The sequence below is a fragment of the Vibrio sp. SCSIO 43086 genome (assembly GCF_051132235.1).
GTDB lineage: Bacteria > Pseudomonadota > Gammaproteobacteria > Enterobacterales > Vibrionaceae > Vibrio > Vibrio diabolicus.
The window spans coordinates 2,196,361-2,221,011 of record NZ_CP072677.1; the positions used below are offsets into that span (position 1 = coordinate 2,196,361).

The 24,651-nt window shown below is 45.0% G+C and carries 19 protein-coding genes; 9 read left to right on the plus strand and 10 right to left on the minus strand.

The window, feature by feature from the left end; translation table 11 throughout:
• Positions 1-129: 129 nt before the first annotated feature.
• Positions 130-1,041, plus strand: coding sequence for an HTH-type transcriptional regulator MetR (gene metR, locus J8Z23_RS10500; protein ID WP_256965501.1), 912 nt, complete (start codon positions 130-132; stop codon positions 1,039-1,041).
• A 19-nt stretch (positions 1,042-1,060) separates the two neighbouring features.
• Here metR and J8Z23_RS10505 read toward each other — a convergent pair whose 3' ends face one another.
• The 3 genes from J8Z23_RS10505 to J8Z23_RS10515 all read right to left on the minus strand — a co-directional run bounded on the left by J8Z23_RS10505 (position 1,061) and on the right by J8Z23_RS10515 (position 4,668).
• Positions 1,061-1,261, minus strand: coding sequence for a DUF4250 domain-containing protein (locus tag J8Z23_RS10505; protein ID WP_005392843.1), 201 nt, complete (start codon positions 1,259-1,261; stop codon positions 1,061-1,063).
• A gap of 153 nt (positions 1,262-1,414) precedes the next feature.
• A complete protein-coding gene (locus J8Z23_RS10510; protein WP_065646058.1) occupies positions 1,415-2,125 on the minus strand; it encodes a hypothetical protein in 711 nt (236 codons plus the stop codon).
• Positions 2,126-2,211: 86 nt separating this feature from the next.
• Entirely contained in the window at positions 2,212-4,668 is a 2,457-nt protein-coding gene (locus tag J8Z23_RS10515; RefSeq protein ID WP_258686124.1) for an EAL domain-containing protein, read from the minus strand.
• Positions 4,669-5,090: 422 nt separating this feature from the next.
• On the opposite strand from J8Z23_RS10515, the gene J8Z23_RS10520 reads away from it, so the two are divergent.
• Positions 5,091-7,379 (plus strand): YgiQ family radical SAM protein, encoded by a 2,289-nt coding sequence (locus J8Z23_RS10520; RefSeq protein ID WP_253644754.1) that lies wholly within the window; start codon positions 5,091-5,093, stop codon positions 7,377-7,379.
• Positions 7,380-7,509: 130 nt separating this feature from the next.
• Here J8Z23_RS10520 and J8Z23_RS10525 read toward each other — a convergent pair whose 3' ends face one another.
• Complete coding sequence (locus tag J8Z23_RS10525) at positions 7,510-9,606, minus strand: methyl-accepting chemotaxis protein (RefSeq protein WP_301659655.1); 2,097 nt, start codon at positions 9,604-9,606, stop codon at positions 7,510-7,512.
• A gap of 578 nt (positions 9,607-10,184) precedes the next feature.
• Between J8Z23_RS10525 and J8Z23_RS10530 the strand changes: the two genes are divergently transcribed.
• The 3 genes from J8Z23_RS10530 (at position 10,185) to J8Z23_RS10540 (ending at position 13,158) form a co-directional block, all read left to right on the plus strand.
• Positions 10,185-10,862, plus strand: coding sequence for a response regulator transcription factor (locus J8Z23_RS10530; protein WP_048625732.1), 678 nt, complete (start codon positions 10,185-10,187; stop codon positions 10,860-10,862).
• Positions 10,859-12,160, plus strand: coding sequence for a sensor histidine kinase (locus J8Z23_RS10535; protein ID WP_065646063.1), 1,302 nt, complete (start codon positions 10,859-10,861; stop codon positions 12,158-12,160). Before J8Z23_RS10530 ends, J8Z23_RS10535 begins: the two co-directional genes overlap by 4 nt.
• A 101-nt stretch (positions 12,161-12,261) precedes the next feature.
• Positions 12,262-13,158, plus strand: coding sequence for a 1-aminocyclopropane-1-carboxylate deaminase/D-cysteine desulfhydrase (locus tag J8Z23_RS10540; protein WP_031823130.1), 897 nt, complete (start codon positions 12,262-12,264; stop codon positions 13,156-13,158).
• A gap of 39 nt (positions 13,159-13,197) precedes the next feature.
• Here J8Z23_RS10540 and J8Z23_RS10545 read toward each other — a convergent pair whose 3' ends face one another.
• Both J8Z23_RS10545 and J8Z23_RS10550 read right to left on the minus strand, forming a co-directional pair.
• Positions 13,198-13,740: an isochorismatase family protein gene (locus tag J8Z23_RS10545; RefSeq protein ID WP_167394169.1), complete on the minus strand. Its 543-nt coding sequence runs from the start codon at positions 13,738-13,740 to the stop codon at positions 13,198-13,200.
• Between the two features lie 150 nt (positions 13,741-13,890).
• The gene (locus J8Z23_RS10550) at positions 13,891-14,751 is read right to left on the minus strand and encodes a LysR family transcriptional regulator (protein WP_140208613.1); all 861 of its coding nucleotides are present in this window, start codon (positions 14,749-14,751) and stop codon (positions 13,891-13,893) included.
• A 99-nt stretch (positions 14,752-14,850) separates the two neighbouring features.
• Here J8Z23_RS10550 and J8Z23_RS10555 point away from each other — a divergent pair, with 99 nt between their 5' ends.
• The gene (locus J8Z23_RS10555; RefSeq protein WP_301659656.1) at positions 14,851-15,915 is read left to right on the plus strand and encodes an HlyD family secretion protein; all 1,065 of its coding nucleotides are present in this window, start codon (positions 14,851-14,853) and stop codon (positions 15,913-15,915) included.
• A 9-nt stretch (positions 15,916-15,924) separates the two neighbouring features.
• Positions 15,925-16,944 carry a DUF2955 domain-containing protein gene (locus J8Z23_RS10560; protein ID WP_434633424.1) on the plus strand — a complete coding sequence of 340 codons (1,020 nt, stop codon included), beginning with the start codon at positions 15,925-15,927 and terminating at the stop codon, positions 16,942-16,944.
• Between the two features lie 819 nt (positions 16,945-17,763).
• Here the strand turns inward: J8Z23_RS10560 and J8Z23_RS10565 are convergent.
• Together J8Z23_RS10565 and J8Z23_RS10570 are read right to left on the minus strand one after the other, a co-directional pair.
• A complete protein-coding gene (locus J8Z23_RS10565; protein WP_301659658.1) occupies positions 17,764-18,792 on the minus strand; it encodes a methionine synthase in 1,029 nt (342 codons plus the stop codon).
• Between the two features lie 30 nt (positions 18,793-18,822).
• Positions 18,823-19,797 carry a DUF1852 domain-containing protein gene (locus J8Z23_RS10570; RefSeq protein WP_017636059.1) on the minus strand — a complete coding sequence of 325 codons (975 nt, stop codon included), beginning with the start codon at positions 19,795-19,797 and terminating at the stop codon, positions 18,823-18,825.
• Positions 19,798-20,898: 1,101 nt separating this feature from the next.
• Between J8Z23_RS10570 and J8Z23_RS10575 the strand changes: the two genes are divergently transcribed.
• Together J8Z23_RS10575 and J8Z23_RS10580 are read left to right on the plus strand one after the other, a co-directional pair.
• The gene (locus J8Z23_RS10575) at positions 20,899-21,816 is read left to right on the plus strand and encodes a leukocidin/hemolysin toxin family protein (RefSeq protein ID WP_301659659.1); all 918 of its coding nucleotides are present in this window, start codon (positions 20,899-20,901) and stop codon (positions 21,814-21,816) included.
• A 68-nt stretch (positions 21,817-21,884) separates the two neighbouring features.
• Positions 21,885-22,568: a topoisomerase I gene (locus J8Z23_RS10580; RefSeq protein WP_434633427.1), complete on the plus strand. Its 684-nt coding sequence runs from the start codon at positions 21,885-21,887 to the stop codon at positions 22,566-22,568.
• Between the two features lie 78 nt (positions 22,569-22,646).
• Here the strand turns inward: J8Z23_RS10580 and J8Z23_RS10585 are convergent, their stop codons facing one another.
• Together J8Z23_RS10585 and J8Z23_RS10590 are read right to left on the minus strand one after the other, a co-directional pair.
• On the minus strand, positions 22,647-23,345 hold the full coding sequence (locus J8Z23_RS10585; protein WP_253651837.1) for an ABC transporter ATP-binding protein: 699 nt from the start codon (positions 23,343-23,345) through the stop codon (positions 22,647-22,649).
• 22 nt (positions 23,346-23,367) lie between these two features.
• Positions 23,368-24,651 carry an ABC transporter permease gene (locus tag J8Z23_RS10590; protein ID WP_258692811.1) on the minus strand — a complete coding sequence of 428 codons (1,284 nt, stop codon included), beginning with the start codon at positions 24,649-24,651 and terminating at the stop codon, positions 23,368-23,370.

The window sequence follows — 24,651 nt, forward strand, 5'->3', positions numbered from 1 at the left end:
AGGCGACATGATTCGCAAATAAACACAACAAATAGACGTCTAGACGTTTACATATCCATTTTTTGTCGTTAAGTTATTTATACGATTGCTATTCTGTTCATAGCGAGCAACAAAGGATGAAAGGAATTCATGATAGAGCTAAAACATTTGCGGACACTCACTTCGCTTCGAGACACCGGCTCTCTAACCGCGACCGCGACCGCGTTGCATCTCACTCAATCGGCCTTGTCTCACCAGATCAAAGATTTAGAGTCGCGGATTGGGGGACAATTATTCCTTAGAAAAACTCGTCCGGTGAAGTTCACTTCAGAGGGAGAAATCCTATTGCGTCTTGCAGAAGATATTCTTCCCAAACTCGCAAGAGCAGAAAATGATTTGGCAAGCTTGAAAGAAGACGTCAATGGTCGGTTGCATATGGCAATTGAATGTCACTCATGCTTCCAATGGCTCATGCCTGCTCTTAGGGAATATCAACTTGCCTGGCCTAGCGTAACACTGGATTTTTCATCAGGTTTTGGCTTTGAACCACTTCCTGCACTGTTAGCTGGCGAGTTGGATCTCGTTATCACGTCAGATATTCAACCTCGTTCTGAAGTGCATTATGAACCTTTATTCGACTTTGAAATGCGCTTAATTACCGCGACCAACCACCCATTGGCGGAAAAAGAAGTTATTGATCCGCAAGATCTCGCAGATCAAACCATGCTCTCTTATCCGGTTCAAAAACAAAGGCTAGACGTCGTAAAACACTTCTTGCAGCCAGCGGGGGTAGAACCAGCCAAATGGAAGCAAGCCGACAATACTCTGATGTTAGTGCAAATGGTTTCCGCAGGATTAGGGGTTGCAGCACTGCCAAATTGGGCGATTTCTGAATTTTCTCGCCAAGGGCTTATTACCAGTAAACCTTTTGGCCAAGGCTTATGGCGTCGCTTATTTGCTGCAACGCGTCACTCAGAGAAAGATAAACGTTACTTACAAGCCTTTTTCGCAACCGCAAGGCTACAATGTAAAAGCCACCTTGACGGAATCAAGATGGCTTAGGGATATGGATTAAGAAGGTTTAGCGTTGATATGCTTTAAATTGGTTGGTCAATGGATCGTACTGATAACCAAGCATATCAAGCTTGCCTACTACGGACTCTACATCCATTTCATACACCGATACTAACTCGTCAAAACTGTCGCACTCTAAACGTAGCTTTTCATTGACGATACCTAGCAAAATAATGCTATCCAAATTACCTACATTGCTTAAATCCATCGCGACTCTCCTCTTCGACAAGGTATATAAACAAGCGTAGACGTAATCACGTGAATTTAAAGTGAGCGCGATCCAAAACGTGAGTGCCTTATACTCAAGCAACCTAGAAAGGACTTGAGTACAAGCAGTATTGCTCTGTTTCTCGACTCGAGATTAAGCCGCCAGAGAGAATAAACCTTGTAGGCTCGTCATTGACGCGAGCGCGAGCAACAGGGCGACGCTCAGTTGAACCTTTTCCGGTTTTTTATGTGTGAAGATATGCCAACACCAAACAATGATTGAAGAAATTAGCATGGCTAAAGACAACAAAATTGGTTGTGTTGCGGCGCTCAATGTCGCTTCATTTAACTGGTAAGAAGCAAATAGAGTTGCGATTACCAGCAGCATTCCAGACACAATGCCCGTGACTGGCAAAATGCGGTGAAATGCCTGCAATCTGCTACGAGCGATAGTCAGAAGCAATTGAGAAAATGACGCCCCAAGGAAAAATATCATTATTGCCATCGCAATAGACGCAGGCCAGCTTGGCTGTTCAAATGCTTGAATACTTACATACGCAAAAGCCAAACCATTCGCTAAATGCATCGCCCAAAGAGGGCCTTTTTCACGCGTTTTCTTGGTTTGAACCTGGGAGTAGAAATAGAAAATAGCGAACACGATCATAAATGCTTCAATGCGAAGAGAAGCAACCGCAAGCCACAATAACGCCACTGCTGGCAACATTTTATGAAGACGGCCTCTCTGACCCGGACAAATATCGCCCTTGATGAGAAGCAAAGTCAGTAGCGCTTGCGCGCCAAATAGCATCGGAGGAAAAGTAACCAGCAATTGTTGAATCATGTTAAATGCACGCTTAAAAGTCATTTTGGGGTGGCGATAATAGCAAATCACCTATCGTCAAACCACCGAAAGTCTATCCCCAAATGTACTAGAACAGCGAGACTTTTTATTCAACAAGAAGCGAGATACTTCAACGCATCTTCTTGAGTTAACACGCCTCTGTATTCTTCTTTTTCATCACATAAAACCCACGGGAAGCGAATGCCTGTTTTGATTAGTTCTCGAATAGCAGCAACAGATAAGTGCGCATTGACGAGCACAAACTCCGTGCTCATTATCTGGTTCACCGGACGTTTCCAAATCCAATTTTCTCGCTCAGTCTCTAATTCGGTCCCCATGGAAGGCGTTAGGTGTAAGTTAACTTGCTCTTTGGTAACTAAGCCAACACAGCGCTTTTCGTTAATGACAACCAACGGCGAACTTGGACTTAAATTCATATATTCCACCGCCAACGATAATGGCTCCCCGGGATCAAGGTGCCTGACCTCTTCATGGCTCAGTGATTGCAATACATCATCTTGTTTTGGTTTGACAGCAACACCCGAAAACAAATGTTCGTAACTTTCCGCTTTCTCCATCAAATCGACAGGCCGAGCACGAGAGAACAAAAAGCCTTGCATGTAATCCACACCTATTTCAGCCAATGTTTGAAGCTCCTGTTCTGACTCCACGCCCTCGGCAACCACTTTTACATTCATTTGCTGAGCAAGATCAGTGACCATTTTGACAATGTTATAACTGGTATTACCGTGCTGAATGTTCTTAACGAATTTTCGGTCGATTTTCAGTAAATCAAACTGCCCTTTCTCTAGGTAAGAAAAAGAAGAATACCCTGTACCGAAGTCATCAATCGCAATTTTAATGCCCTCTTTGCGCACTTGCTCTAGCGCTTGCGTATGCTCTTCGTCTTGCTCAAAATACGCTGTTTCCGTCAGCTCAATCGTGACTCGTTTAGGATCGACACCACTGGCTTTAATTAGGTCATGCGAACGCTGAAGAACCTGGAGCGAATCCAATTTAGTATTCAGTGAGCGATTGATGGTTAACCCTATTTCCTCGCCATATATGTCTTGCAAGCGCGGAAAGTGTTTGAGCGCGGCTTGACAAACCTCATCATCTAGAGCCGCAATCAACTCTAAGTCTTCAATAACAGTAATCATCTCTTGAGTGCTATAGGCATCACTTTCATGATAAAAGCGCGCTAAGGCCTCGAACTTAACGACTTTACCAGTTCGGCTATCAATTATTGGTTGAAAATGAACATCCACCAGCCCACTGTCGATTTGCGCTTCCAAAAACGCCTCTAAATGCTGGCGTTTTACTAACTCAGAATGAAGCTCACTATTATAAAAATTAAAATAGCCACCTTCTCCAGAAAGTGAGGACAACATCGCCTGGGCTGCATGCGCTAACGCTTGCTTTGGCCTGTTTGTATCATAGCCGAGGATTGACACTCCCGTTTGTCCCTCAACGATAGTGGTATGCATTTTTGTTCCCATTTCATTCCTAAGCTCAGTGAAGAACCCTTTCATTGCAATTTGAATCAAACGTAAAGGACTTAGCCATTGACAGTGAGGAGTTTGTAAACAGACAACAAACACATCCCTAGAAAGTTGACCCGCTATACTGGTGTAGCGGCTTCGCATAATAAAATCGGCGAAGCCTAGTTGCTGTTCAAGTAAGCATTTTTCAGAAAAATTTGGTCTGAGAGTCATGACGATATTGAGTTCTTTACTCCCACTTTCGTTCGCCAAATTAGCTAATTGCAGTTCGAACTCTTCTCTAGAAGGCAAAAAAGCTGACCAATCATGTTGTTGTTCACAGCGACTTTTCATCCACAACAAGGAAGCCGAAATGTCAGTAGAGAAGCCGAGATAAAGAATCCGTCCAGAATGAAATGTTAGCCGATAGATACAAAGATGATGCGCCTGATTACTACCATTTGCAGTTCTACTCAATAAATTACCGCTCCAGTATCCTTCATCATCAATATGCTGCCAGAGTTGGTCGTAAAACGCCTGACTATGGTGAGATGTGCTAAAGATATAGGTTTTAAGTCCAACCAAATCACGGTTTTGATAACCCATTTGCAATTCAAAGGCACGGTTACAACCTAAGATTCGGGTGTCTTCGTCCGCGACTAAAACCCCTACATTCGGTAAATCAAAAATCGTTTCGAGAATTTTCGCTAACTCTTCGCAGCCAGTGATCGTCAATTGCGGGATGATAGAGCCTTGAACAATACGCTCATTGAGCTTTTCAAAGCTAATTGTGACATGTATTAGGCGAGCTTCATTAAGCATCATGCAACAAGAAAAACGACCTTGCCCACCTAGGAGCTCCACTTCTAAAATTCGTTGCCTTAGTGTTTCCTGTTGCCCCATCAGCATATGCTCAAACAAATCATCTAAGCAGGTGACTGGCGTATTTAACCCAAAAGCATTTGCCATTCCTTGCTGGTCGCATTCGAATTCGCGAGTATCAATCTTGTAAGACCATTCAATCACTGGAGTCGGATTGGATGTCGGTTGCACTTTTTCATGTGCTATTGTTGTTGAGTCACTCATTCCCTAGCCCCCTTTTTAATTAGCCTCATGCTCAGGGTTCGTAGTCAACGTGCCTTATTCCATTTGGGACCTGCTGATCCTCTTGTAAAATAGATTCTGGCAACGTAAGCCAATCGACTTAGAACCTTTTCAGAGCTTGTTCGGCTTTTTGCATTTTCCTATGCATTAATTTGATTATAGGCGTTGTTTTTAATAAGCACACCATTGCTTATTGTTTGTATTAACATTGCGACATTTTTCACGACTCGACCTATAACCATGAGGCTTTCAAGGTGATATTAGACATAAAATCGCCGATATAGCCTTGATATTTTTGCAAACCAAATAAAACTCGATGAACTAAGCTTGAATAGATGAGTTTGGTATAGATACCTGATCCTCAAATCGCTATAATTCGCGCTCCCTGGAACAGAGAGCAAAATATGACCAATAACATCACTCCTATTCATGAGTACAAAAAATACTGGGCAGAGTGTTTTGGTACGGCACCTTTCTTGCCGACCAGTCGCAAAGAAATGGACGCCCTAGGATGGGATAGCTGTGACATTATCATCGTAACCGGTGACGCTTACGTAGATCACCCGAGCTTTGGTATGGCTATCATTGGCCGTCTGCTAGAAGCGCAGGGTTTCCGTGTCGGTATCATTGCTCAACCAGAATGGCAAAACAAAGATGCGTTCATGCAGCTAGGTAAGCCAAATCTGTTCTTCGGGATCACTGCGGGTAACATGGACTCCATGATCAACCGTTACACCGCGGATAAAAAACTTCGTCACGATGACGCGTACACACCAAACAACGAAGGTGGCAAACGCCCAGACCGCGCGACTTTGGTTTACTCTCAGCGTTGTCGTGAAGCCTATAAAGAAGTGCCTATTGTTTTAGGTGGTATCGAAGCCAGCCTACGCCGTGTTGCGCACTACGATTACTGGTCAGACAAAGTTCGCCGTTCGGTACTGTTTGATGCAAAAGCAGACATCCTACTTTTCGGTAACGCAGAACGCGCACTTGTAGAAGTGGCGCATCGCATCGCAAATGGTGAAGACATCAGCACCATGACCAATATTCGTGGTACTGCCGTGAACTTGCCAGCCGCGCCAGAAGGCTACACGGTTATCGATTCTTCTCGCATTGAAAAACCTCGTAAAGAAGCGTTCGTACCAAAGAACCCATACGAAGTAGAAACTCAGTGTGAAACTAAAAAAGATGAGCCAGTTGCACAACCAATCACGATTCGCCCATCACGCCACGATGCTGCGACAACTGCGGTTCGCTTACCTTCGTTCGAAAAGCTAAGAAACGATCGCATTCTTTATGCTCATGCAAGTCGTGTATTGCATTTAGAAACGAACCCGTACTCAGGTCGAGCGTTACTTCAAAGCCATGGTGATCGTGAACTTTGGGTAAACCAAGCCCCAATCCCATTGACGACCGAAGAGATGGACTTTGTGTTTGGTCTGCCTTACGCGCGTGTTCCTCATCCTATGTACGGCAAAGCAAAAATTCCAGCGTATGACATGATCAAAACGTCTGTGAACATCATGCGTGGTTGTTTTGGTGGCTGTTCTTTCTGTTCAATTACCGAGCATGAAGGTCGAATCATTCAAAACCGCTCGAAAGAATCGATCATCAACGAGATTGAAGAAATTCGCGACAAAGTCCCAGGCTTTACAGGCACAATTTCCGATCTTGGTGGCCCAACTGCAAACATGTACCGCCTAGGTTGTAAAGATCCAAAAGCGGAAGCGAACTGTCGTCGTCCATCCTGTGTATTCCCGGGCATCTGTAACAAGTTAAATACAGACCATAAACACACCATCGACCTATACCGCGAAGCGCGTAAAGTAGAAGGCGTGAAGAAAGTGATGGTCGCATCAGGCGTACGCTATGACCTTGCGATTGAATCACCAGAATACGTGAAAGAGCTCGTGACTCACCACGTAGGTGGTTACTTGAAAATTGCACCGGAACATACAGAGAAAGGCCCTCTTGATCTGATGATGAAACCGGGTATGGGCACGTACGATCGCTTTAAAGAGATGTTCGAGAAGTACAGCGCAGAAGCGGGTAAGAAGCAGTACTTAATCCCTTACTTTATCTCTGCGCACCCAGGCACAGAAGACGAAGACATGCTGAACCTTGCTCTGTGGCTGAAGAAAAACAACTTCGAGTGTGACCAAGTACAAAACTTCTACCCTTCGCCAATGTGTAACGCAACGTCGATGTACTACTCAGAGACAAACCCTCTGAAACGAGTGAAGTATAAGAAACGTGAAGATGTACCTGTAGCAAAAGGTGAACGTCAACGTCGCCTACATAAAGCGCTGTTGCGTTACCACGATCCAGCAAACTGGCCAATGATCCGAGAAGCCCTAATCAGCATGGGTAAAAAACATTTGATTGGTGACAAACAAGGCTGTCTCGTTCCTGCGGAAGACATTGAAGCACAAACACCTGCACAACGTCGTAAATCTGGTCGTCACGGGGCAAACCGCTTTGCAACCAAACATACCAAAAACCAACCGGGCTTCGGTGGTCATTTGAACAAACGCTCTGAAGGCGGTTCAAAAGGTAGTCAACGCCCTGCAAGCAACGGCCAACGTCCTAGCGGCAACGGTGCAAACCGCCCAGCAGGTAGCAAGCCACAAGGTCAAGGTCGCCCACAAGGACAAGGCAAACCAGCTGGTCAACGTAAACCAAAGCGTCGTTAATTCTTCAGCACTTAAATACTAGAAAGGGCTCCAGAGGTAACTCTGGAGCCCTTTTGTTTTGTTCGATATTTCTCGCCAATCGTTTTGCCGGAAATGAACCGAGTGAGCTGGCTTGAACTCACTTACTTGATTAAGACAACTTGAACTTACTCAACTCGCAGTGAAGATCACTGGCTTTTACTGTCAGTTCGTTACTGATCGCTACAGAGGATGACATGGTATCCATCACTTCCATCGCCGTATCATTAATCACAACCACATTACGGTTGATCTCTTCCGACACCGAACTTTGCTCTTCTGCCGCTGAAGCGATCTGATTATTCATATCATTAATTACTTCAATAGCTTGGTTGATTTCGGCCAACGCCAACTGCGCTGCTTGTGTTTCTTCATTGGTATCCACCGCTTGCTTCTGGCTTTGCTCCATCAACACGACGATTGATTGCGTTTCTTGCTCCAAACGAGCCAACATTGCACGAATTTCTTCTGTCGAGCCTTGTGTCCGCGTTGCAAGGTTGCGGACTTCATCGGCTACCACAGCAAAACCACGACCCGCTTCACCAGCACGCGCAGCTTCAATCGCAGCGTTCAGAGCCAACAAGTTGGTTTGATCGGCAATGCCACCAATCTCACTCAGAATCCCCTGAATCGCCGTGCTTGAAGCCACCAAATTCTGCGTCTGGTGCTGTGCATCATTCACTTGCGAAGCGAGGTTATCCACTGCGCTTGCAGCATTGTCCATACGCGACATGCCATTCGCGCTATTGCTTTGAACTTGGCTTGCCGCCGCTGCTGCTTGTACCGCAGAATTTGCCACTTCTTGTGCGGTTGCGCTCATCTCATTAATCGCCGTTGCTAGCGAGTTGACTTCGTTCACTTGAACGTTCAGTTGATCTCTCGAAGCCGCCGCGCGAGCTTGGCCTTCACTTGCGTTTTTATCAACTTGGTCTGCCGTCGCCATTACGGTTAAAAGCATTTCCTGAATGCGAGCGAGGAAGGTATTAAACCAGTGCGCCAGTTGGGCAGTTTCGTCCTTACCTTTCACCTCAATGCGGTAAGTTAGGTCGCCCTCGCCTTGCGCTGCGTCTTTAAAACGCTCCACTAAGTTAGTTAACACTTTACCCAACGAGGTCGCGATCATCGTCATCGCAACAATACCAATCAGAGCCGCAATAATCCCTGCCCACACTCCCTTTTCAAGAGCTTCTGCACTTTGTTCTTCACTCCATCGCTCGTAGTCATCCACGTTCTTTTTAAGGAAGCTACTGGGAACCGACACCATAACGATCCAAGGCGCATCGCTGGTTTCAATTGCAGTAATCGCATACTCATCCCCGCCAAACGTCACAAGGCCTGCGCCTTTTTGTTTCGCAATGGATTGAATACGCGCCCATTGAGACGCCAACTCATGAGAGACTTTCTTACCCACTTGATCCGCTTGGCTGCTGTTCGCCAGCGTGATGCCTTTCCACGAAGAAATCAGAATACGGCCTTGTCCATCAAATAAGTCGCTCGCGTAATCTTCACTTTGGCTTTGTAACTCGTTCAATGACAAATCAAAACCGAGAGAACCAATGATCTCGCCACGTAACTTGATTGGTTGGCTAATGGTCGTGATCAGTTCTTGTTTGCCGCGAACCGGATACATGTACGGTTCCATCACGAACGTTTTGCCCGTTTCGTAAGGCATCAAGTGCCAATCGTCTTTACGCTCACCGTTGTTGTTTAATTCAGTATTGCTAAAGCTATCCATCGCCACGACATCAAAACTGTTGTGCGAATTTGGCGAAAAGAATGGCGCTAAGTAGCCTTCGCTATTAAAGCCAAGGCTTTTGTCTTGAATCGTTGGCTCAACCCACGATGGCTTTTCCCATACCATGTAACCAGCAAACACAGCTTTGTTCTGAGCTTCTAGCGACGCAATAAACTGTTTAACAATAATGTCTGGCGTCGCGGTCGTCTCTGCGCTTAATTCGATAATTGAACGCGCTTGCTTTAAGTTCGCCAACACTGGTTCTAACTGGTTGGAAATATTCAGCCCTTGCTGAATCGCCGTATTACTCAGGTCGGTCGTGGTAGCTTCGGTCAGTTGAGATTTTACTTTTGTAGTGATTTGTTCATTCACTTGAGTGAACGCATTGGTTGTCATACCCATTGCAATCAATAGAGTGAAGGCCATTGCCCCACCCGCACTGACAGCAATTCGAGTGCGTATACTGTTAAACATGATCGCCTCACAAATTGATTTTTATCTGGCATTAAGCATTGGAAGGATCATGGATTTTAAACAAGTAAAGTTAATGGAAGGCTTTCATTTATGAACAGAGCAAGAACAGAAAATGTAGTTTTATTAATAAAAATAAAATAATGCAGATTTTCGCTTATACATGAAGCCATTGATTTAATTGAATTGTCTCAAAAAGGAGAATCTAAGCGTTTGTATTTAAAAGCAATAACCATAATTAAAAAAGGGATTTAAGAGAAGTAAGAACTTTTTCTATGAGTGAGTCAGTAAAAATCAGTAATTACTAACAATGTGCTCAAGGTCACATAAATAATTTAGTATCTTCATGTTTTATATAGAGTTAACTGAATCAAATAATCTACCCCATTTATACATCAAGAGAAATTGATAGATATGAACAAAAGATCGTAGATTTACTTGGATAATAAGACGGTATTCAAGCTAGACATTGAAAACCGACACAAAGGTGAGAAAATCATCGTCGACAACTTTTTCACACCTATAGTGAATAATGTTCGTTAAGATCAACATTCGAATTTATCGAGATTGGATAAGAATAAATGAAGCGTGTACTTTTGGTAGAAGATAATCGTGAAATAGCGGGAATGTTGTTTGATTATTTTGAGTGTGCTGGCATGCAGCTGGATTATGCCGACAACGGTGAGCTAGGCTTAAAACTGGCGATGGATAATGCGTTTGACATCATTTTGCTCGACCTCATGCTGCCGCGCATGGATGGCCTAACACTGTGCAACAAGCTACGCGATGCAGGTAATAACACTCCGGTGTTGATGCTGACAGCACTTGATAGCCGAGACGACATGCTCAAAGGCTTCCAACACGGCGCCGACGACTACCTCACCAAACCGTTTGATCTCGATATTCTTGAAGCACGCATGACTGCATTGATTAAACGCTACCGCGGTACGGTTGCATCAACCAAACTCCAGTATGGCGAAGTGTCTATCGATCAAAAAACACATCAAGCCTACCGTCAAGATAAGCTGTTGGCGTTGAATCCAACCACGTACACGATTCTAGAAATGCTGGTGAAAAACGCGCCAGAAGTGGTCACACGTGAGGAGATTGCTTTCCGATTATGGCAAGAAGATGAGCCAAATAACGATGTGTTGCGTAGCCATATTTATCAATTGCGTGGGCAGCTCGACAAACCATTCAAAGAGCACGTTTTGAAAACTATTCCAAAAGTCGGCTTCCGATTGGAGCCCGGGGCATGATTCGCCGCTTATTTAACAATACACAAAGCTTAACCGGACGCCTTGAACTCTTCTTCCTTCTAGTGTCGGTTGTGATTGGCTTGCTATGCTTCGCATTGGTTAGCGGAGCGCTATTATGGTCGGAAGATCGCGTCGGTGAACGACGTATTATGATCGATAAAAAAGAGGCGATTGAGCACTTTCGAAACCATCCTGATAGCGGAATCATCAAACTAGATTTACTGACAACGGCATACAACGACATCAATCTCGTCCCTGAGCTCTATCAACCCTTCATCCAAGATAAAAAGTACTTTCTCGCTGAAGTTGCTGACGAACCAGACACTCGCATGATTTACATGAGCACCTACACGCAAGATGGAGAGGAACATCCTATTATTCTGATCTCTCTGATTGATGAGATAGAAATTACATCTAACGAGTTCATGTTTGTTCTCGTTATGGTGCTGGCGGTTGTCATCGGGTTACTTTTGATTTTTGGCAGCCTATTATCGAGACTTTCTCTGCGTCTCATTGAACCTGTCAGTGCCCTAAAAACACAACTGGACCGCCATCAAGGTGACACTACACAAAAATTTGTTGTCCCTGAAGGCTCTGCAAATGAATTCCAAACGCTCGCAAATCAGCTTAATGAATATCGACATCAAATCAATCAAGTGATTAAACGTGAACAAGCTTTTGCACGATATGCCAGCCATGAACTGAGAACACCGCTCACAGTGATGAAAGGCTCAAGCAGCTTGCTAGCCAGAAGTCCAAGTACATCGTTTCAAGAACGTCAGATTGGCCGTATTCAAGATGCCACTTTGCAGATGTCGACCATGGTTGATGCTTTGTTGGGTTTGGTGCGATATGAACGCAACACAGACGACAGCCCCGTTCGAACCATATCAGAGCAAGAGCTTCACAACATCGTTGCTCTTAGCCAAGCGCAAGCCGATGAAAAATCGCTGGAATTTAATGTACAAATATTGGGGCATCCGCAAACCAAAGCGACCACTGCAGTTCTTAACATTACGTTGAGTAACTTAATTCGCAACGGCATTGCAGCCACGTCAGCGGGAACGATTCATATCACCATGACCGATACCACACTGTCGGTGAGAGATGAAGGCGAAGGCTTCTCTTCCGTGCCAGATGCCGAAGGCCATGGTTTGGGACTCATGATTGTGGACGACTTATGCCGACGCTATGGCTGGCAATTCACTATTGATACACATCCAAATGACGGCTGCGTGGCTACTATCGATCTTTCAACCGAGGTAACTGATGGCGAGTCGCAAGACGAAGAAATGTAGAACACAAGATCTCGATACTTTTGATCTTCATTCAATAACGGGTACACTGTGCCACCTTTTTAAATGGCAAAGGTGACACGGTTTATTCCGTCAGCATCGACATGAAACTCTCAGAAAGTCCTATCACCCAACATAGCTTTAATGGGCGCAAATTTTTCCTTAAACGTGACGACATGCTCCACTCCCACTTTTCTGGGAACAAAGCACGTAAGTTTATGACGTTAATGGAAGAGCAAAATCCCGACATCACCACGTTAATAAGCTTTGGCTCCGCTCAATCTAATGCCATGTACTCGCTAGCGGCTCTCGCCCAGATTAAAGGTTGGGCATTTGAGTTTTATGTTCATCACATTCCATCTTGGCTAAAAAGCTCCCCCATCGGAAACTACCGCGGCGCTCTCGATTTGGGTATGAAAATCACCGCCATGCAAGACATCGGTAGCGAACTCCACCCTAGTGAATACGTCCACCAGGTACGAAGATTAGATGAGTCGACATTGCTTATTCCAGAGGGTGGACGTTCCCACCTCGCTGAAGCTGGCATCAAACAGTTAGCACGAGAAATTCTTGATTGGACGCGATTGAGAGGTAAAGAACAGTTTACCGTCGCCCTGCCATCAGGCACTGGCACGACCGCTTTATATCTTCATAAACATTTAAGCCCACACGGCATAGAAGTGCTAACTTGCCCTTGCGTAGGCAATGCAGATTACTTAACTGAGCAGTTCAACCAGCTTGGTGAAAACAGCCACCCAACCATTTTAACCGTGCGCAACAAACACCATTTTGGTCGCTTGTACGAAGAAGATTACATCACATGGAAAGCGCTCTTTGAGCAAACCGACCTCGAATTTGACCTGTTATACGACCCGTATATGTGGCAATGCCTCACCCCTTGGTTGGAAGAGAACACAGATAAAACGGTGATTTACATTCACCAAGGCGGGTTACTTGGCAACGAGTCGATGTTGCCAAGATATCAACGAGAATTTGAATAGCGTGTTCAGATAAAGTTGTTGTTGATTCCAGTGATTACACTATTTGATGAGCGCCAGAATTTCTTTGAATTCAGGTGCTCGGCAATCTTCGACCATTTCATACAAACACATTTCTAGCCCAGTGAGCACCACACCGTTAGCGGTTAACTTCGCAAGAGCGAGCGCTTTATTGGCAGCGGTTCGGGAAGATACACAATCCGTGACTAATTCAACGCGATAACCGGACTGGCGCAGAGAAACCGCGGTTTGATAGACGCAAATGTGGGATTCAATACCGCAAACCAACCAGGTATCAACTTTCGCGTTCTCCACCGCGACCTTAAACGTCGCCTCTTTGCAACCATCAAACGTGTACTTGGTAATAGGTAAATGCGTGCTTTCAAGCACTTCACGAATCGGCTCCGCGGTTGAGCCCAACCTTTCTGGATTCTGTTCTAGCCACAGAATAGGCAAATCTAGCGCTTTGGCACCCTTTACCAGTTTCGTGATATTTTCAATCAGTGCGTTGCTTTCATGCATTAATGTAGCGAGTTTGCCCTGAACATCCACCACAATCAGGCCCGTGTTTCCTTTCGATAACATTTCCATCTCCTATCTTGTGCGACCACAAACCATACTCAACAAGTTGAGCAACAGTTAATGTATCAGAACCTTTTCATGTTAGAGCAATAAAACCTAGAAAGATGACCTTCGCTCACACATTTGCCCTTAGTTAAGTGTGGTTTGAACTGACTATTTAAATTTCTCTCGAATTAGTTCAATCAAGGCTTTGACTTTATTAGGCAGAAATAAGGCCGAGGGATAAATCAGAGTAAGATGCTGCTTCGGATGCGCAAATTGAGGCAGCACCTCGACCAACAAACCGTCTCTCAGTGCAGGCTTGGAATGAATTTGAGGAATAAACGCGATGCCGTTTCCTGCTATCGCCATCGAGCGCAGCAAGTTGAGGTCATCCGAACGCAACGCGATATGCAGATCTGAATCGAGCAAATCGGCATTGTAACGATTAGTTAAAAGGCGATGCAGCTTAAGATCTTCCACCGTTTTTACTGGCGGATGCGATTCTAGATAGGCTTTTGACGCAACAAAGTGACTACGATAAGGCAAAAGACTGAACTGCACATAGCTGTCATCGGTGACTTTGACCACGCTCGGAAGAAGCTGTAAATCAAACGATTGACGCTTGAGATCGACACTCTCTTGATGGTTTTCAATCTCGACCGAAATCTCCGGATACCGCGTTGTGTACTCGGTGATGATCGCGTTAAACGCGGCAGAGCTCATCAATGCGGAAGGAATGGCTAAACGCACCTTGCCCGTCAGCTCTTGTTGATATTCGTGCATGGCATTTAAACCTTGCTGAATATGGTCAATAGGCTGCCCCACCAACTCAAACAAGCGTTTCCCGTGCTCCGTCAACTCAATGCTGCGTGTTGTGCGGATCAAAAGCTGTACCCCGAGCGATTTCTCTAATTCTTGCAGGCGACGACTCACTTTTGAGCGTTGTAGTTGATTCGCCTCTGCCGCTGCACTTATACCGCCGTGAACCACCGTCTGAGTGAATAGGTAAATATCATCAAAACTAACGTTCATTGTCCTATTTTTAGGTCATTTATGTTCGTATTATCATTCTACTGAATTGTGAGTGACTTCTCTATAATCCGCTATCCAATATGTTTAACGGAACTTGTAATGACGGCTGACCAAAAATTCAAACACTGGATGCGAACTTTGATTGTCCTGTTCATCGTACTATTTTTGTACATTATCATTGCTGACCGCCACGCCCCCTTAACGACCGAAGGACGAGTGCAAGGATACGTTGTCCAAGTCGCGCCCGAGGTATCTGGCAAAGTGACCGACGTTCTCATCGAAAATAATCAGTCCGTTCAAAAAGGCGATGTGTTGTTTACGATTGATGATCGTAAATACAAGATAGCGCTTGAACAGGCGGAGCTGTCTCTGCAATCCGCTTATGAAAAAGAAGCAACGCTGTATTCTCAACGCGAAGCCGCTCTTGCCAATATTGCCCGCGCCCAAGCGACATTTGATAATGCACACCGCGAGTACAACCGCTTACTGACGCTATCGAAGCAGAAAGTCATCTCTCAATCGACACTCGATAATGCCTTTGCCCAAAATCAGGTATCACGTGCAGCGCTTAAAGCGGAAAGACAAAACTTAAAAGTCATTGAGGCGCAATTAGGCGATCAAAAAGGTCAAAGCACCGCCGTTCGAATTGCCAAAAACGGGATCGAAAAGGCGCAACTTGATTTGGCAAATACCGCGGTACTCGCTCCCAGTGATGGTGTTGTGACCAACCTGCAACTAGAAGTTGGCACGATGGCAAACACCAACATGCCATTGCTGACATTTGTACCAACAGGATCACTCTGGGTAGCCGCTGATTTTCGTGAAAAATCCGTCGCGAACGTAGACAAGACTTTCCACGCCTTGGTCACATTTGATGCCAACCCAGGTTCGGTGTACGACTTTGATTTAGCTAGCCGCGATTACGGTGTAGCAGCCGCACAACAAACGCCTAATGGCGCACTAACCAAAGTGGAAGTGAACAACCGCTGGGTACGTGATGCACAGCGTACACGAGTGAACCTAACCAGCAGCGAAGAGTTACCACCAGCACTGTTTGTCGGCTCTCGCGCTACCATTGTTTTGTACCCAGACAACAACATTTTCTGGCAGTGGATGGCGCAAGCACAGGTTCACCTCGCAAGCTGGTTCCACTTCATTTACTAGGCGGCGACAATGAAAACCTTACGAATTTGGTTCGGCTGCTCTTTAGGGCTTGCGCTAAGCATGGCCTTCGGTTGGTCTTACGGATTTTTTGCCATCATGATGCCGCTGTTTATATTGGGCAGAATGGACCACTTTAATCTTTCGGCTTTATTGATCGTGTTTTTCTCTGCGGTGTGGACAACCATACAAGCCACATTTTTGCTGGAATACTTGCAGTTTCATCCAACATTAATGACCGTTGCCGTCGGAATTATGATGCTGTTCAAGTGCATTGCAATGATGAACCAGAAAACCTATTTGTTTGGTTACATGGGGTTGTTGGTGGGTTCAATTGTGTTGAACTTTGCCAGCTATAACTTCATGGATATTGAAGAGTTCAACGTCAACATGTGGGTGATGGCGTTCAGCAATATTTTTGTTTGCGCATTCGCGTATTGGTTGTTCCCGGAGCCAAAATCCCCCGCCGAGCACATTGAGATGTCGACCCCAGTGAAAAGCGATATTGACTACATCAGCCAAGTTGCCATGGGTTGGGTAGTGGCGATGGCGGCATTTATCTCATTCCAAGTAGCGGACTTATATGACTCGCTATCCGCACAAGCTTCCATTTTGATCATCCTAACCCCAATGACTTTAGCGGGCTCGCTCGCCATGGCAAAAATCCGCATCATCGGCACCGCACTAGGCTGCATCGCAGGGATGGCTGTTCAGCTCATATTGGGCAGTTGGTATGGGCATGGGCTACTCTTTTGGCTCGCCTTTACCATTGCTATGGGGCCATTCTGCTTGTGGCTCACCAAGGGGCAAATTAAAGCAGCTATCGCGTTTTCTGCCATGTCTGCCCTATCGGTTCCGCTGACGACCTCGTTGGTGCCAGAACAAAAAGACGCGTTCTTTTCGATCTTGTACCGTTTCAGCTCGATTTTCGTTGCGGTTTTGCTCACCGCGATGGTGATGTGGGTGGTGCATCACTGGATTCGTGTGATGTTGCTAAAGCATCCTGAGATGAGGAACGTGGAGTTGAATTAAGCCTTGGCCGAGGCTGAAAACGGAAAACGGAAAACGGAAAACAAACTATGCCGCTCACTTTACTGCGAGCGGCATTTTTATTTAAAACGGTCATCCTGAACATCGAGGAACGAGCGTGATTCAGGATCTACCCACCGAGTGCTGTAAAGCTTGGAGGTTATCGCCATTTCCCGTCGAGTTGTTACTAGATTCCTAGACTCGCTGGAATGACCCAACTTTGGATACAAACCAAATAGTTGTGTACATGAGTAACGTATATCTCAACAACCGTCATCCTGAACAGCGAGGAACGGGCGTGATTCAGGATCTACCCACCGAGTGCTGTGAAGTTCTAAGGTTATCGCCATTTTCCAGTGAGTTGTAATCAGATTCCTAGTCTCGTTTAGACTCGCTGGAATGACCCAGTCTTGGATACAAACCAAATAATTGGGTATGTGAGTAACGTATCTCCCAACATCCGTCATCCTGAACAACGAGGAACGAGCGTGATTCAGGATCTACCCACTGAGTGCTTTGAAGTGCGAAAGCCTCGCCATTTCCCAGCGAGCTGCAATCAGATTCCTAGTCTCGTTTAAACTCGCTGGAATGACCCAACTTTGGATACAAACCAAATAGTTGTGTACATGAGTAACGTATCTCCCAACATCCGTCATCCTGAACAGCGAGGGACGAGCGTGATTCAGGATCTACTAACCACGTGCTTTGAAGTGCGAAAGTTATCGCCATTTCCTAGCGAGCTGTAATCAGATTCCTAGTCTCGTTTAAACTCGCTGGAATGACCCTAACTTTAGTTTATGGTGTCGAGCCTAAGTCTTAATATCAACCCACCAACTCTTTACGAATGATCTCCGCTCCCGCACTTAGCGCATTGAGCTTAGCGGTTGATACTTCACGAGACAAAGGCGCCATACCGCAGTTGGTACATGGGTAAAGCTTGTCGGCATCAACGTATTTCAATGCCTCTCGCAGTGTGTTCGCCACTTCTTCTGGCGTTTCAATTTCGTTGGTTGCAACGTCAATCGCACCAACCATCACTTTCTTACCGCGAATCAACTCAAGCAACTCAATAGGCACTCGCGAGTTATGACACTCAAGCGAGATAATATCGATATTCGACTGCTGCAATTTAGGGAATACTTCTTCGTATTGTCGCCATTCAGTGCCTAGCGTTTGCTTCCAATCCGTGTTCGCTTTGATGCCGTAGCCATAGCAGATATGCACCGCCGTTTCACATTTCAGCCCTTCAATCGCACGCTCTAAACATGCAATGCCCCACTCGTTCACATCATCGAAAAACACATTGAACGCAGGCTCATCAAACTGAATGATGTCGACACCTGCCGCTTCAAGCTCTTTCGCTTCTTGATTGAGGATCTTCGCAAATTCCCAAGCCAGCTTTTCACGGCTACCGTAATGATCATCATAAAGCGTGTCGATCATCGTCATAGGGCCTGGTAGCGCCCACTTGATCGGTTGCTTAGTTTGCTGACGCAAGAACTTAGCATCTTCAACAAACACGGGCTTTGTGCGGCTTACTGGGCCAACCACAGTCGGAACACTTGCTTCATAACGGTTGCGGATGGTCACCGTTTTACGGTTTTCAAAATCTACACCGCTTAAATGCTCAACAAAGGTCGTCACAAAATGTTGGCGAGTTTGCTCGCCATCACTGACGATATCAACGCCTGCCAGTTCTTGTTCTTGCAAAGCGACACGTAGCGCATCGCGTTTGCCATCAATCAGTTCTTCACCTTGTAGTTTCCACGGTGACCAAAGTTTTTCTGGTTCCGCTAGCCAAGAAGGTTTCGGCAAGCTGCCAGCCGTTGAAGTCGGTAATAGTGTTTTCATCGTCATTCCTTTCTAGATTCTCGTTGTCGGTTACGCGTAGTTTGCAGACCATTGTTCAAGCACAGATTGATAAGGTTTGATGAAATGCTCCTCGGCAAATTTCCCTTGTTCAATCGCCAGTTGGCTGCGCTCTTCTCGGTCGTAAACGATTTGAGTTAGCGAGTGGTCTAGGTTTTTTAGGTTTGGCTGGTAGCAATTACCGGCAACCGCATTGGCATTGTAAATCTCAGGTCGGTAAATCTTCTGGAATGTCTCCATCGTGCTAATCGTACTGATAAGCTCTAGGTTTGAATAATCGTTCAACAAGTCACCGAAGAAGTAGAATGCCAATGGTGCGACACTGTTTGGTGGCATAAAGTAACGCACCTGTAAGCCCATCTTTTTGAAGTACTGCTCCGTCAACGAAGATTCGTTCGGCTGATATTCAAAGCCCAAAACAGGATGTTGATTTTCGGTGCGTCGGTATACCTTGTTGTCCGATACGCTCAAACAAATCACAGGCAGCTTTTTGAAATGCTGTTTGTAAGACTCAGAATTAACGAAAGCTTTAAACAGTTTGCCATGCAAATCACCGAAGTTCGCTGGGATGCTGAACTGTGGCTGGTTTTTGTTGTGGTCCAACAGCAAAACGCTAAAGTCGTAATCACGCACATATGAAGAGAAGTTGTTACCCACAATGCCTTCGATGCGCTCGTTAGTGTTGTGGTCAACAATGTTAGTTTTGAGCACTTCAATTGATGGGAAGGCTTCGCCACTGCCTTGGATATCCATATCAACAGAGATGATTTCAAGCTCAACAGAGTAGCGGTCACCTTGCGCGTTATCCCAATATGCCAACGCATTAAAACGATTGTCGATCATTCGGAGTGCATTGCGCAGATTCTCTCGGCGGTAGTTTCCGCGAGCCAGATTAGCAAAGTTGGTAGTGATTCGCGTGTTGTCTGATGGTTGGTAATTCTCATCAAAGCGAATGCTTTTGATAGCAAATGTGAAATCGTTATTCATCGTGAGTTGGTATCCTATTTCCTTAGATAAAGCAGACTTTTCCTAACTCTGTGCATGGGGACATTTTTGTTTTTTGGTTTTCCCAATCGTTAGGTTGCACAGCACTTACGACGAACAGTTCGTACTAAAAATGACGGTCGCAGTGCCTAACACCAGAGCAGTCCTTTTTTATACTTGCTTCACGAGTTGAGTAATATTGGTATTGTTTCACATTGAACATGAAAGAAATTCATAGTGGGAGTTCCAACCCAGAGGGAACTATCGTAGATACTGTTTTTCATTGACACCAATACACGTAACTTGGCGAGCATATTGCCAATATGTGTAATTAAGAAACTGATAAGGGATTAACAGTACGTAAACCAGTTTTAAGCCTAGAAAACGCATTGTATAAACAAGACGCTACCTGGAATATAGGACAGCGTAGCTTAAATAGCACTTTTTCACACTCCATAATTTATTCAAGCATTCGTTTAATTAAAAGTACCTTACATTTTATATCCTCGGAAACATGATTATTTAATTATTTCTTTTCCTATATTTACCATCTCAAACATAAAGTTTCATTTTTCTGTTTTAAAAGAACATATAACCTCATACACGAATATGACAAATTCATTGACGGACTTTGTCACCCAACTATTACATTAAGCTCGAAACAACCAATAACAAAACAAACATAAACCACTGTTTTAATTTAAATTAAATTCAGTAAGCCGTAATGACCACATAACGAAACTTTACTTAGTTTGGCATAACAAAAACCTCAACAATAACATGGTTAACACTTATAAACTCCACTTCTATCAATAAGGAAATTTAAACATAACATTAGAAAATAAAAATTAAGCAATAACTTAAAAAGGTAAGGCTTAATAACCACATTCTTATTTATTACAGTTGATTAATGAATTTAAAAACCATGAGACATTAATCCCACGAATCTATACTTTTCCTTTTTTTATTAAAAAACAAGATGCAATATTTCACCGCTCAATTATTGAGCACAAATTAATAACCTGTCCATAATTATAAAACACCTATAGAGTTATTGTTAAAACCCAATAATAACCTTTATGGGCTGACTAATAGGAAGTAACAATGGAAAAACAGCACCTTTCCGCGAGTATTATCGCGCTCGCATTACTTGGTTCTCTAGCTCCAGCACATGCTGAAGATACATTAAAAGCTTACACTTCGACCTTGCTACAGCTCGATGATAGCGATGCACGCTCGAAGAAAATCCGCTTAATTTACTCCTTAGAAAATGTCTGGAATCAATCTTTGCTGCCGAATGGAGCTAAGGAAGCCAAGTTGCTTCTAAACGGAGGTTCTGGTTTCGACATGACTAATGTACCGAATAAAGAGCAGATCTATGGTTTTGCCACCGGTGGAGACTACCGTTACACAATCCCAACAGCCTTTAAACTGGCACTGAGTTATTTAAATGGTGCCCCTTTACGTCATATGAGCCATGCTCCAGAAAACACTATTGCAACAGCATCTGTCAGTGAGTCTTTGGACTTTAATCTTGGCTTCAGTGCTTCTGATTCTCCAAATATTAGCGGTGGTATCTCCTGGAGTAACCGCGTAACTTACGATCAACCAGAATTTCAGACGGTGGCTGATTTTGATCAGACCAATGAGAGCATTAATTGGCTTATCGAAAACCAGACTATCCGCCACAATACTCCACCTAAAGACTGGTTATTGTACCGTTGGACCAGCTGTGACATGGGCAACCTAATTGACTATAGCGAATTACCTGTCGTGATGCGCTCTGACTTTAAACCGCAAGTCGGTGTTGTATATCGAAAAAATGATATTCAAGATGGCCTAGATACGTCAGAAGTCAAGCTGGTTGCAGGTTGGCGAAAAACCAATTACTACTTTGGTCGTGACTGGTGTAGCTGGTATACCACTCCAGAAAATACCTGGAAGAAAAATCGTGATAGCAGTCAATGGACAGAGACTAGCCGAGCCGTAACTATCTCTTGGAATAACGCGCTCTACCACTAACTTATTAGCCTGCGGCCACGGAGTGAATAAGTGGCCGCCGTATTTACTAATGAAATAAACGGTAAGACATGACAAGTAATAAAAAACTCTTGACTAGATCGGCGCTAGCACTTGGTGCAGTACTCGCCATATTTCTAATTAATTCAAATAACAAGAATTCCCAGAGCGATTCTGTTGCAAGCTTTGACGAGCAAATCAAGACAGAGAAAACTGAGACAAAAAGTGTAACGCCTCCTGAGAGCGATGCTGCTCAAGAGGTGGTTACCGTTCCAACACCACAGAATGACAATGACGCCACTTCCGACGTCATTCCAGCTACACCTTGGATATCTGCCCCATTAAATGAATTGAGCAATGAACTGTACGATTTTATTGAAGCTGAACAGGTAAGTTATATCAGTACAACCGACTATCCATTCGACGAGCAAAAGCAAGAACAATTGCGAACATTAGCTAAGCAAGGGGTTCCTATCTTGTTTGACAACACGGAATCATCCTATTTGGATAGTTACGGTGTCAGCGAAACCAAAGTGGTTTCAGAGTATTTTGGTACGGCGTCTGAAGGTGATGTCATCATTGCTACCGGAGTACAGAATGAGGATGGCAGCATTCATTATCTGGTTTTGCCTTTGAAGAGCAAAGATCTCAACGATAACAGTAAATTGATTGAGGACACTAAGCTCGCAATCACTCTACTTAAAGAACAAAAGCATGACTTGATAAAAGAGAGACAAGGCGAACATCGCGAATAAAAATAAAGGAAGATAGCGTCTCCTATTCCATGGCTATCTTCCTTAAAATAACTCCAGTCTCAATCAAGAAAAATTCATTTATCTTCCCTCCGGATCCCTATCCGAAATCACCTTGCCATCTTTGATAGTGATGATGCGCTTGGTGCGTTCTGCGAGGGCGTTATCGTGCGTCACGATGATCAAGGTTCTGCCTTCAGCGTGAAGTTGGTTGAACAAGGCTTCAATCTCTGCGCCGGATTTTGAATCCAATGCACCCGTTGGCTCATCCGCTAAGATGATTTGCGGATCGTTGACCAAGGCTCTTGCAATCGCAACTCTCTGCTTTTGACCACCAGAAAGCTGGTTTGGTTTATGGTCTAAACGATCCCCTAGCCCGACTTGCTCTAGCAATTTAGCAGCGCGCTGTCGACGTTCTTTGGCTTTGATGCCAGAGTAAACCAACGGCAGTGCCACGTTATCGAGCGCCGTCGCGTATTCCAATAAGTTAAAGCTTTGGAAGACAAATCCGATCCTCTGGTTACGGATGCCAGCCAGGTCATTCGCACTTAAACTTGCGACGTTTTGACCGCCAAGTTGGTACTCGCCATCGGTGGGCTTATCTAAACAGCCGAGCATGTTCATCAACGTTGACTTACCCGAACCGGACGGGCCAAGAATCGAAAGAAACTCGCCTTGATTAATAGTTAAGTCAACGCCGTCTAGCGCGCGAACTTCCGCCTCCCCGCTTGAGTAGTATTTACAGATGTTGGTCAGCTCAACAAGCGGCTGGTTCGACATGTTCTCTCCAGAGTTATTATTGTTATTCACTTTGTAGCGCCTCCAACGGGCTGACTTTTGCGGCTCGGTTTGCAGGTAACCATGCAGATGCCACACCTATGATCACTAAGGTGAGGATGACAATCGCGACAACGACCCACGACAACTCAGGGACAGGTTTACCCAGTTGTTCATAAAAGGCATTGCCCTCTAAAGGAATGGAACTGATGGCAGACACCAGCGCGTACGTCACGGCTAATCCAAGCGCGCCCCCCATCATCATTGTCAATAAAGACTGTACTAAATAGTGCATACGAATAGCCGTTGGGGTTGCACCGACTGCCATGCGCACGCCGATATCACGCGTAGATCGCTTTACGGTGGCATACATCACATTGGCAATGCCGACGCCAGCAACAGCTAACGTGACGAAGCCGATAATGCCAAGAAAACTCTGCAAACCTATCAGAAACTGCTGCATACTCTTTTGCTTAAGGAACATATCATCGACTTGGACGATCTGCTCATCGCTGACACTTGCCCCGTGTTTACGGGCAATCACTTGCCTGATCGTCTTTGCTAAGGCTTCTCGGTCTACATCCGCTTCTGGCTGCACATTGATGCCACCAATTTCACCGTTGACATGAAATCGCTTCCACGTCGCTAACGGCACAAAGCTGGAATAGTTGATAAGATCCCCCAGTTCTATTTGGGCGCTGTTTTTCTCCAATACGCCCACAACGGTGAACTCCTCATTGCCGATTTTTACCTTTTTCCCCACAGGGTTGACTTGCAATGTGACTGTCGCAAACCAACTAAAGTCCTCATTCGGGTTGAATAAGTCGGCTGCCAGTTCATAACCCAGTACAACGACTTTGCGCGTCTCTTTTTGATCGAGTGGATTTAACCATCGTCCCCCCACCATCGGCACCAAATTGGTCATGGATTGAAACTCGCTCGTGACAGCTAACGGCTCTTGCCACGAGCTTCTGTCACCAACGGTGATACGCTCTTTCCACTTCGCAGTTGGCGCAACACTTTTTACATCGGGTAACGCTCGAACGATCTCTGAATCGTCCATTTTTAATGTCAGAAATTTACCTTGGTGAAAAGCACCATGGTCGACGGTGGCCATCCCTCCGGTCAAATAGATCAAGTTGCCGTTACCATTTTGTGCGGTTTTCAATACGCCCTGACGAATACCCTCACCTACCGCCAACATAGCAGCGATACAGAGGGTCGCCCACGCTACAGCCAGAATGGTCAAACCCAATCTCAGCTTTTCTGCCGCCATTTCTTGGAAAATTTGTCTCATCGGTAACAACAT